Annotated in this window: 9 protein-coding genes; 7 read left to right on the forward strand and 2 right to left on the reverse strand. The window is 62.7% G+C overall.

Annotated features, from left to right (window positions below; all coding sequences use genetic code 11):
- From ACK4OE_RS23650 to ACK4OE_RS23670, 5 genes are all read left to right on the forward strand, one after another.
- Positions 1-958 (forward strand): helix-hairpin-helix domain-containing protein (locus ACK4OE_RS23650; RefSeq protein ID WP_409888696.1); only part of this gene is annotated, 958 nt, incomplete at its 5' end.
- Positions 959-1,017: 59 nt separating this feature from the next.
- A complete protein-coding gene (locus tag ACK4OE_RS23655; protein ID WP_409888698.1) occupies positions 1,018-1,845 on the forward strand; it encodes an HDOD domain-containing protein in 828 nt (275 codons plus the stop codon).
- A gap of 91 nt (positions 1,846-1,936) precedes the next feature.
- The gene (locus ACK4OE_RS23660) at positions 1,937-3,109 is read left to right on the forward strand and encodes a patatin-like phospholipase family protein (protein WP_409888700.1); all 1,173 of its coding nucleotides are present in this window, start codon (positions 1,937-1,939) and stop codon (positions 3,107-3,109) included.
- Between the two features lie 160 nt (positions 3,110-3,269).
- Positions 3,270-3,929, forward strand: coding sequence for an N-acetylmuramoyl-L-alanine amidase (locus tag ACK4OE_RS23665; RefSeq protein ID WP_409888702.1), 660 nt, complete (start codon positions 3,270-3,272; stop codon positions 3,927-3,929).
- Between the two features lie 35 nt (positions 3,930-3,964).
- Positions 3,965-4,441, forward strand: coding sequence for a hypothetical protein (locus ACK4OE_RS23670; RefSeq protein WP_409888704.1), 477 nt, complete (start codon positions 3,965-3,967; stop codon positions 4,439-4,441).
- Positions 4,442-4,487: 46 nt separating this feature from the next.
- Here ACK4OE_RS23670 and ACK4OE_RS23675 read toward each other — a convergent pair whose 3' ends face one another.
- Together ACK4OE_RS23675 and ACK4OE_RS23680 are read right to left on the reverse strand one after the other, a co-directional pair.
- Positions 4,488-7,337, reverse strand: coding sequence for an EAL domain-containing protein (locus tag ACK4OE_RS23675; protein ID WP_409888706.1), 2,850 nt, complete (start codon positions 7,335-7,337; stop codon positions 4,488-4,490).
- Positions 7,338-7,649: 312 nt separating this feature from the next.
- A complete protein-coding gene (locus tag ACK4OE_RS23680) occupies positions 7,650-8,786 on the reverse strand; it encodes an iron-containing alcohol dehydrogenase (protein WP_409888708.1) in 1,137 nt (378 codons plus the stop codon).
- Between the two features lie 101 nt (positions 8,787-8,887).
- Between ACK4OE_RS23680 and ACK4OE_RS23685 the strand changes: the two genes are divergently transcribed.
- Together ACK4OE_RS23685 and ACK4OE_RS23690 are read left to right on the forward strand one after the other, a co-directional pair.
- Positions 8,888-9,757 carry a 2-keto-4-pentenoate hydratase gene (locus tag ACK4OE_RS23685; RefSeq protein WP_409888709.1) on the forward strand — a complete coding sequence of 290 codons (870 nt, stop codon included), beginning with the start codon at positions 8,888-8,890 and terminating at the stop codon, positions 9,755-9,757.
- A 113-nt stretch (positions 9,758-9,870) separates the two neighbouring features.
- Positions 9,871-10,248, forward strand: a 378-nt coding sequence (locus ACK4OE_RS23690; RefSeq protein WP_409888711.1) for an alpha/beta hydrolase fold domain-containing protein, incomplete at its 3' end; no start/stop codon positions are given.

The raw sequence follows: 10,248 nt of genomic DNA on the forward strand, positions 1-10,248 counted from the left end.
GAAGATCGACCCCAAGAGCATTGGCGTGGGCCAGTACCAGCACGATGTGAACCAGAGCGAGCTGGCCCGCACCCTGGGCACGGTGGTGGAAGACTGCGTGAACTCGGTGGGCGTGGACCTGAACACGGCCAGCGTGCCGCTATTGAGTCGCGTGTCCGGCCTGTCGGGCAGCGTGGCCAAGGCGGTGGTGCGCTGGCGCGAGGCCAACGGCGCATTCAAAAGCCGCAAGCAGCTCATGGACGTGGCGGGCCTGGGCGCCAAGACGTTTGAGCAGAGCGCGGGTTTCTTGCGCATTCGGGGTGGCGACAACCCCTTGGACATGACCGGCGTGCACCCCGAGACCTACCCCGTGGTCGAGCAGATCATGAAAACGACGGGCAAGCCCGTGGCTGAGCTGATGGGCCGAGCTGACATGCTCAAGACCCTCAAGCCCGAGCTGTTTTCCAACGACAAGTTCGGTGTCATCACCGTCAAGGACATCCTGACAGAGCTGGAAAAGCCAGGCCGTGACCCGCGCCCGGACTTCAAGGTGGCGCGTTTCAACGACGGCGTGGAAGACATCAAGGATTTGAAGGAAGGCATGATTCTGGAGGGTACGGTGAGCAACGTGGCCCAGTTCGGCGCCTTCATCGACCTGGGCGTGCACCAGGACGGTCTGGTGCATGTGAGCCAACTGAGCCACAAGTTCGTGACCGACGCGCGCGAAGTGGTCAAGACCGGCGACATCGTCAAGGTCAAGGTCATGGAAGTGGATGTGGAGCGCAAGCGCATCGGCTTGTCGATGAAGCTGGGTGACGCGCCACCGCGCCAAAGTGGTGATCGCGGCGCCCCGCAAGGCAACCGTTTTGAGGGCGCAGCGCGGGGCTACCAGCAGGCGCCACGCCGTGGGCCCGAGCCCGTGCAACAGTCGGCGATGGCCTCGGCGTTTGCGAAGTTGCAACAGGCAAAGAACCGATAGCGAGCGGGATGTTGCGGGGGTCATAATCGCCGCAACGAAACCTCTGGCGCCCACACCCTATGGAGTTGAACGCACTGCTGGCCCAACCAGTGGCTCTGCCCAGCCTTCCGCGCGCCGTGGCGCTGCTGATGAGCGAGCTGGCCCACCCTGAGCCCAGCCTGCGTCGACTGAACCAGCTCTTCGGCTCTGACCCGGCCTTGGCGGCCCGTTTGCTGGAGCTGGCCAACTCCCCCACCTTTCAGTTGCCCCGACAAATTGCGGGCATACCCGAAGCCTTGGCACTTTTGGGCACGGCCCAGGTGCGTGCGCTGGTCACCTCGGCCCCGCTGGGTACTACGTCCCGGTCGGTGCCGGGCGTGAACATGCAGCAGTTCTGGCGCTACAGCCTGAACACCGCCAAGCTCGCGCGCTCGCTGGCGGGCATCGTCCACCAGAACCAGATTGCGGCGTACACGGCGGGCCTGCTGCATGCGGTGGGCGAGCTGGTGATCCACCTGGCCGATCCTGAAAAAGCCCAGGCCGTGAACACGCTCGTGGCACCGTTCGACCTGCGGCGCGACAAGATCGAGCAGCGCATTTTTGGCTACAGCTATGGCCACGTGACTGCCGGGTGTGCACGCCGCTGGCAGCTGCCCGAAGTCGTGATTGACGCCTTGCAGTATCAGGGCGCGCCGTTTGAAAACAACGTCTACGAACCGCTGGCCGGGGTCATCCACCTGGCCGCCTGGCGCGCCCGCGCCCGCGAAGCGGAACTGAGCGACAAGGAGCTGGCGGTGTCCTTCCCAGGCGAAGTCGGGTTGCCACTGGGGCTGGACATCGACATGGTGCTGCAGCAAGACCCCATCGACTGGACAGCGAAGCCCGAAGCAGCGGACTACGTGGTGTAACCCGCGCAGGGTGGTGCACCGCGTTGAAAGCGGCACGCCACGTTGCTTCGCACATTCCGTGTCGCACCATGGCGCTGCGACAATGCCGCAGATGAAAGCCCTGCGCATCCATGCTGGCCCCCGTGCCCGCCAACACCTGGAACAACACGGCCTGCAGCCGTCCGATGTGGGGGTGATCCCCGCCGCCGCAGGGGGCCCCAAGGGCCTCATCCTCGGGCCGCTGGACCGGTTCATCTTTGGCCACTGGTTGCCCCAGTCCGATCAGCCGGTTCATCTTGTGGGTGCGTCGATTGGCGCCTGGCGCATGGCTACCGCCTGCCTGAACGAGTCGGTGGCCGCGTTTGAGCGGCTGGAGCATGACTACGTCCACCAACACTACGACCCGCCGCCCGGCAAAAAGCGCCCCACTGCCGCGCATGTGAGCGAGCGGTTCGGGCAGAACCTGCAGGCGTTTTATGGCGGGCGTGTGGATGAGGTTCTGAGCCATCCACGCTTTCGCTTGCACATCGTCACATCGCGTGGGCGACACTTGTTGGGCCGCGAGCATGGAGTGGCTACACCTCTGGGGTACCTGGGGGCGTTTTTGACTAATACCGTGCATCGCAAGGCCATGGGTGCCTGGCTGGAGCGGGTGGTGTTCTCCTCGTCCGGTGCGGCCCTGCCATTTGCCACCACAGACTACCGCACCCGGCAGGTCGGGCTTAACGCGGGCAACTTCATGCAGGCACTGCAGGCCAGTTGCTCCATACCCTTTGTTTTGCAGGCCGTGCACAACATTCCAGGGGCACCACCGGGCGCTTACTGGGATGGCGGCATTACCGACTATCACCTGCACCTGGCCTATGGGAAGCAGCTGGAAGATAGTTCAAAAATGATAGCTGCTAGCGCTTATCCAATAAGCGCTAGCAGCCAAAAAGACTCAAAAATGTGTGCGGCGGACACCGAAAAGGCCTCCGCAGGCATCGTGCTCTACCCCCACTTTCAGCACCGCGTCGTGCCCGGCTGGCTGGACAAAAGCCTCAAGTGGCGCCACAAATCCACGTCAGCGCTCGACAACATGGTGGTGCTGTCGCCGCACCCCGACTGGGTGCGCAGCCTGCCCAACGCCAAGCTGCCTGACCGCAACGACTTCACCCACTACGGCACCGACAGCGCCGCCCGCGCCAAGGCGTGGCTGGCAGCGACACAGGCGAGCCAGCAATTGGTGGATGAGTGGGCTGATTGGCTGGAGCGGCCGGATATGGCTGCGGTGCAGCCGTTATAGAGAGGGATGGCGTGTCTCCGGCCAGCATGCGTTTTGCCTTCAAGTCGGATTTGGCGAAACATTGGCTTGCAAAACGCACTGAGTGTTGCAGGTGACCAGAGAGAATGCACCGATATCAATCTTAGACTCCCTTGAATCAAACTCTTCAAGAGGAACTGGGATGTTGTCCATTGACGATCAGGGCATGGTGATTCATGCGCGTGTAAGGCCCAAGCGGCATGTACAAATTGAGAGGCAACCGCTGATTCAGGTCAAAGGCATCATCGTGCACCAGACAGGATCTGATCGGGCAACCAGTGCATTCAATAGTTACTCGAACGCCAATGCAAATGGAGCCCATTTTCTTATTGATAAGGATGGAACCATTTATCAGACGGCCTCCTTGCACAAAAGAACCAATCATGTGGGATCGCTGCGGGCCCGGTGCCTGGAGGAGTACACATGCCGCCCCGCTGATTTTGGAAAATCAAAACAGTTTCCTCAGACAGCTGCCGTGGCGCGCATGCACCAGATAGAAATGCAAAAGTCAGTTCCGGGACGCTACCCTTCGAATACGGACAGCTTAGGCATCGAGATTGTGGGAAAACCCATGCTGCCCCCTGGGAAAGCCGCACCAGCCAATGCCACAGCGAAGCAGAAAGAGGCTTACTTCAACCAGAATGCCGTATACGAAAGCGTAACCACGGCCCAGAATATTTCCCTGGCGTGGTTGGTGGGAGAGTTGGCAAGTACGTTGACCATACCCACGCAGGAAGTTTTTCGTCACCCTACGGTCAGCAGAAAGAACCCAACGGAAGCGAGTACGGCAGTATGGGAGTAAAGAGATTTTTACTGCTCCTGATCACTGCCATTTCGGTGTTTTCTTATTCCGGGGTTGTCGGGGCTAAAAATGCATCGTCTGATTCAGCTGCGGCCAACAATACGTCACAAGACCCGTGTGCGGCAATGGCCCTGCCTGATGAGCAAGAGGATTGCAAAAGAAATACAGCAAGGTCCTATTCATTTGGCACTGTGAAGCGCATCCATATCACAGGCTCGAAATACTATGACTCGGACAATAAGATCTGTACTTCCCATGGTGGCCGGCAGTTGACAACGGCAAGAGTCAGATCATTTCTGAAGAATGCGATACCGATATCACAGATTTCCTTGATGAACTACTACGGCGAGCATGGAGAATGCACAAGCCAGAATGTGCTCGTTGTTTTTAATGATGGCCGCTCGGTCAATATTTCATTCGCTGCCAGAAGCAATACGGCCTATGTTTCCCCCATCGTTAATGGCCAGGAAGCGGACGTGTATTTCTACTATTGCGAGAAATGCAGTCAATGAGTTGACGGGCGGGCAGGGCGGCGGGCTCACGGGCCATCGGGCCTGCTCATAGCCTGGCCTTGGGGGCGAATTCGCTGCTCGACCGGCTCGCCTGGCTCTTTTGATAGCTGCGTGCCCAGCCCATCACCTCCTGCGCCGGCATGGGCCGCGCAATGCCAAAACCTTGCGCCCGCTCGCACCCCAGCTCCAGCAGTTTTGCGCATTGTTCGGGCGTTTCAACGCCTTCGGCCACCACGTGGCGGTTGAACGCTGCAGCCAGGGCCACGATGGCGCTGACCAGGGTGAGGTCGTCGCCGCCTTCGAGAATGCCGCGTACAAAGGACTGGTCGATCTTGATCGTCTCGGCAGGCAGGCGTTTGAGGTAAGACAACGATGAGAACCCGGTGCCAAAGTCGTCCAGCGCAAAACGCACGCCCAGCGCCTGGCAGCTTTGCATCATGCGGCGCATGTACTGCATGTCTTCCAGCGCCGCGGATTCGAGAATCTCCAGCTCCAGCCGGGTGGGCGACACCTCGGGGCAGGTGTGCAGGATGTCCTTGAGGCGCTGAACAAAGTTTGGGCGGTGAAAGTGGGGGGCGGCAATGTTCACGCTGACCTCCCACAACATGCCCGCGTCGGTCCATTGCCGCATCTGGGCCAGGGCCTGGCGCAGCACCCATTCGCCCAGTTCCACCACCAGGTCGATGTCTTCGATCAGCGGCAGCACATGCTGCGGGCCCAGCAGTCCTTGTTCGGGGTGCTGCCAGCGCAGCAGGGCTTCGAGGCCCAGGATCTGCCCGGTGCGCAGGTTGACCTTGGGCTGGTAGTGCAGCACCAGCTCGCCCGCGTGCAGGGCCTGCGCGATGCGGGTCTGGCGTGTGTGCTGGGTCTGCACGGCGTGGTCATGCTGCACATCGAACACGTGCATCTGGTTGCGGCCAAAGCTCTTGGCCTGGCACATGGCCTGGTCGGCGTGGCGCAGCAGGGTGTCTGGGTTGGCGTCGTCTTGTGGAAACACGGCCACACCAATGCTCACGGTGGTGTTCAGCACGCGGTCGTCAATGGCGTAGGGGGCGGCGAGTTGCTCCATCAGCACGGCAACCCGGGCCTTGATGGTCTGCACATCGGCTTGTTCGCCCATCAGCAGTACAAACTCATCGCCACCCATGCGGGCCACGGCGTCGCTGGCCGTGGCAAAGGCGCCCAGGCGGCGTGCGGTCTCTTTGAGCAGGCGGTCGCCCAAGCGGTTGCCGTAGGTGTCGTTCACCGCCTGGAAATGGTCCAGGTCCAGCATGCACACTGCCAGCAGCAGGCCTTTGTTGCGGGCCACAAAGATGGCATGGGTCAAGCGTTCGGCCAGAGCGGCGCGGTTATGGAGACCCGTCAGGGCGTCATGCCGGGCGTGCCACGAAATCTGGTGGCGCAGGTTGCGGGTTTCGGTCACGTCGCGGAACACCAGCACGCAGCCCACGGCGATGCCGTCGCCCTTGCGAATGGGTGAGGCGGTGTACTCGATGGCGTAGCGTTCGCCGGAGCGGTGGATCAGCACCTCATAGGTGGCCTGCTGCAGCGCGCCCGGCTGACTATCGCGTTCAGGCGCTGCAGCTGCTGCATTGGCGGTGCGGCTGGCGGGCTCTTCATACAGGCGAAACACGCTGTCGAGTTGAAGCCCTGCGGCTTGCTGGGCGGTGAACCCGGTCATGAGCTGGGCTGCTTCGTTGAGGCTTTCGATGCGCCCAGCCAGGTCTGTGGTGATCACGCCGTCGCCAATAGAGGCCAGCGTGACTTCGGCGCGTTCTTTTTCTGCGCGCAGAGCCTCTTGGGCGCGCTTGCGCTCGGTCACGTCGACCAAGGTGCCGATGGTGCCTGCCAGTGCGCCGCTGGTGTTGGTGAACGGCGCTTCGTAATACGCCATGTCCAGCGGTGCGCTCTGGGCCCGCTGAATGTGAATCTCGTTGTTCTGCGCCTGTGCAATCTGGCTGGAGCGTTGGGGTGACAGCTCTTCAGGGTAGGCAGGGGCAGTAGTGCCGGAATGCCCGGCGCTGGCACCGGGCGGCGCCTGAAACAGCTGCTGCCATGCGCGGTTGGCGTCCAGATACGTGCCGTCTACATCGCGCACGAACACTGGTAGCGGCAGTGCGTCAATCAGCTGCCGCGTGAAATGCAGCTGCTCGCTTTGCATTTGCTGCGTATTGCGCAGCGAAAGCACCAGCGACTGGATCTTGCCCGCCATGTCGTTGAACGTGGCGGCCATGGCGCGCGATTCAAGCGTGCCTGTCTCTTGCATGCGCGTGCCCAGGTGGCCTTGGCGGAAGGCGTCCGTAGCATCGGCCAAGCGCCGCAGCATGCGGGCATTGGCGCGCAGCAACAGGGTCAGCAACACCAGGATGGTGAGGATGTTGAGCGCCGATATGCGCGCCTGCACCACCACCGTGCTCCAGATGTCCTGGACATAAGGCTCTGTGTGCAGGGTGACGGTCAGGCGCGCGGTTTGCCGGTCGGGCGCTGTGTGGGCGAACTGTTGGACGGGGGGCGCCAGGTTCACCCATCGTACGAACCAGTCGGGCGCAGTGATGACGTTAGTGCCAAGGGGTACAGTCACCTCGACCGCGGTTTGTTCGCCCGCTTGCCATTTGAGAGTTCGCACATTGCGTGCCAGATCGGCCGCGCCGGGGCGCAAGAGAGCGGTCACCGAATCGGCGTCGGCGTTAGCGGGCAGAGCTGTCAAGAGCGGCAGAAGGACGTTTCCCGCCCTCTGCAGCTCGGTGGCTGCATGGCGGCGCACTTCATTGGTTTCTGCCGCCAGCAGGTAGTGGTAGCGCACGCCCGTGACGACCAGAATGATCAGCACAATCGGCAGATACAGACGGGGATAGGTGCCCCGAAGGAGCCATGTACTGAGATTTCTGGTGCGCATCGATACAGGCCCTTCCCCAATATCCCCAGGGTAATGAATTGTTAATTAATTGTTGACTGGACGGGAGTCTAGCGTGTAGGTAGACGCGAAGCCCGCGCCGAGGTAGCGCAATCCTGCGTCGTTGCAGATGTGTGACGTTTTGTAAGCGCTCGAAAGGCTGTTGCAAGGTTTATGCGCAAGGCGAGTGAAGGGGAGAGTGCGCGACAGGTCGGCTTGGTCGGCCAGACCGGCACCACATCCCTGTCCGGCCGCATGCGCCGGTGCAGTGCCTCTAGAGCTGGGCGGCCCGAGTGAGCGCGATAAGGCCGTTGGCTACAGCGCTTGCGTCAGCATGTCCCGGTACTCGTCGGGCGTCGCAACGCGTGGATTGGTCTTGTGGCAGTGGTCTGCCATGGCGCCTTTGATGATGTCGTCGAACATTGAATCCGTGACGCCCATCGCGGCCAGGCCGGTGGGCAGGCCCAGGCGGGCGTTCATCTCGCGGATGGCTTCGGGGATGTCGCCCGCGCTGGCCAGGCCCATGGCATGGGCCATGCGTTCCAGGCGCTTTTCCTTCTGCACCGATTCGGCGGTGGCGTTGAAACGGATGACTGCGGGCAGAAACATGGCGTTGAGCGTGCCATGGTGCAGGCGCGGGTTCACGCCGCCCAGGCTATGGCTGAGCGAGTGCACGGCACCCAGGCCCTTCTGGAAGGCCATGGCGCCTTGCATGCTGGCGCTCATCATGTGCAGGCGCGCGTCGCGGTCGCTGCCGTTTTTGGTGGCTTGCTCGATGTGTGCCCAGCCACGGGTGAGGCCGTCCAGCGCAATGCCGTCGGCCGGGGGGTTGAACGCGGCAGACATGAAGGTCTCCATGCAGTGCGCAATCGCGTCCATGCCCGTGGCGGCCGTGAGCATGGGCGGCAGACCCAGCGTGAGTTCGGGGTCGCAGATGGCGGTCTTGGGCACCAGGTGCCACGAATGAAAACCCAGCTTGCGATGGTCATCCACGATGATGATGGCGCCGCGAGCCACCTCGCTGCCGGTGCCGCTTGTGGTGGGCACGGCAATCAGCGGCGCCGCGCGGTCGGTGATGCGGGGCGAGCCGCCTTCGATGGTGGCGTAGTGGGTCAGCGGCCCTTCGTGCGTGGCGGCAATCGCAATACCTTTGGCACAGTCGATGGCCGAGCCGCCACCCACGGCAATCAGGCCGTCGCAGCCCTGGGCCTTGTACATCTCCACGGCCGCGCGCACGGCGGCTTCAGTGGGGTTGGACGGCGTCTGGTCAAACACGGTCACGGTCATGCCGGGCAGGGCGTCCAGCGCTTTTTGCAGCACTCCAGCGGCTTTTACCCCGGCGTCCGTCACGACCAGCGGGCGCGTGATGCCGACGCGCTCGCATTCCTGCTTGAGCAGCTTGACCGCGCCGAATTCAAACTGGATCTGGGTGACGTAGTAGATGAAAGCCATGGTGTAAGAGATTGTGTGAATGAGAGGGTCAGCGATTACGATAGCTCGCCGGCTGAGATCAAGTTCTCGGTGGTGGACTACTTTATAAGCAGGAGACTCGAATGAATACGAAGCAAACCCTGATGGCGGCCGGCTTTGCCGTCGCATTCGTGACAAGCGCGCAGGCGCAGTGCCTGACCGAGGCGCAGGCCGCCGACATGGTGGCCAGCTACGTCGCCAAGACCCCGGCCGCCAATCCCGAGAATCTGTCGGACGCCGATGGCGCCTGCACCCGCGGCAAAGTCAACGCGCTTTTGGCGCAACGGTTGGGCAGGGTGATTGGCTACAAGGCCGGCCTGACCAACCCTGCGGTGCAAAAGCGCTTCAACACCGACAAGCCGGTGTGGGGCAAGCTCTACGAGGGCATGGTGTTGCCGAGCGGCGCCACGGTGGATGCCGCCTTTGGCGCCCGCCCGCTGTACGAGGCCGACATGCTGGTGCGGGTGAAGAGCGCCGCCATCAACCATGCCAAGACCCCCATGGAGGTGCTGGACGCGGTGGACCAGATCATTCCGTTCATCGAGCTGCCCGACCTGATGGTGCAGGCGCCGCCCAAGCTCAACGGCGCGGGTGTGACGGCCATCAACGTGGGCGCCCGAATGGGCGTGGCGGGTGCACCCATTGCCGTACCTGCCTACCGCGGCGAGCGCTTCGCAATGCTCAAGGCACTGGCCGATATGAATGTGTTGCTGACCGATGGTGCGGGTGCGCGCCTGGGTGGCGGCAAGGGCAGCGACATCCTGGAGCACCCGCTCAATGCCGTGGTATGGCTGGCCGGTGCGCTGGCGCAGGAAGGGCTGTCAATGCAGCCGGGCGACCTGATCAGCCTGGGCTCGTTCTCGCCCCTGCTGCCGCCCAAGGCAGGCCTGGCCGTGACGGCCACTTACGACGGCCTGCCAGGCGCCGCACCCGTGCGCGTGACCTTCAAGTAAGGAGCGACCCAAGCTTTGCCCGCATGCTGCGGGCTGTTTCACCTGTTCTCCCGTTGCCGAGACCCTGACCGTTGACCGATCTGCACATTCACCACACCCGCCTGACCCCCCAGATGCGCAGCGTGCTCGAACGCATGGCCCGCGCGGGGCACGCCCCGCTGCACAGCCGTTCGCCCCAGGATGCGCGCATTGCCTACCAGGCGGGCGCCGATGTGCTGGAGGTGCCCAAGGCGGCGCTGGCGCGCGTGGAGGAGCTGCTCATACCGGCGCGTGATGGGTACGCTGTGCCAGCCCGGCTATACGCCCCCTCGGCCGATGCCGGGCTGCCGCTGCTGCTGTACATGCACGGCGGCGGCTTCACCATTGGCAACATTGCCACGCACGACATCCTCTGCCGTGAACTGGCGCGCCTGGCGGGCTGCATGGTGGTGTCACTGGACTACCGGCTGGCGCCCGAGCACCGCTTTCCTACCGCCACTAACGACGCTTGG

This window comes from Acidovorax sp., assembly GCF_046314175.1.
GTDB lineage: Bacteria > Pseudomonadota > Gammaproteobacteria > Burkholderiales > Burkholderiaceae_C > Acidovorax.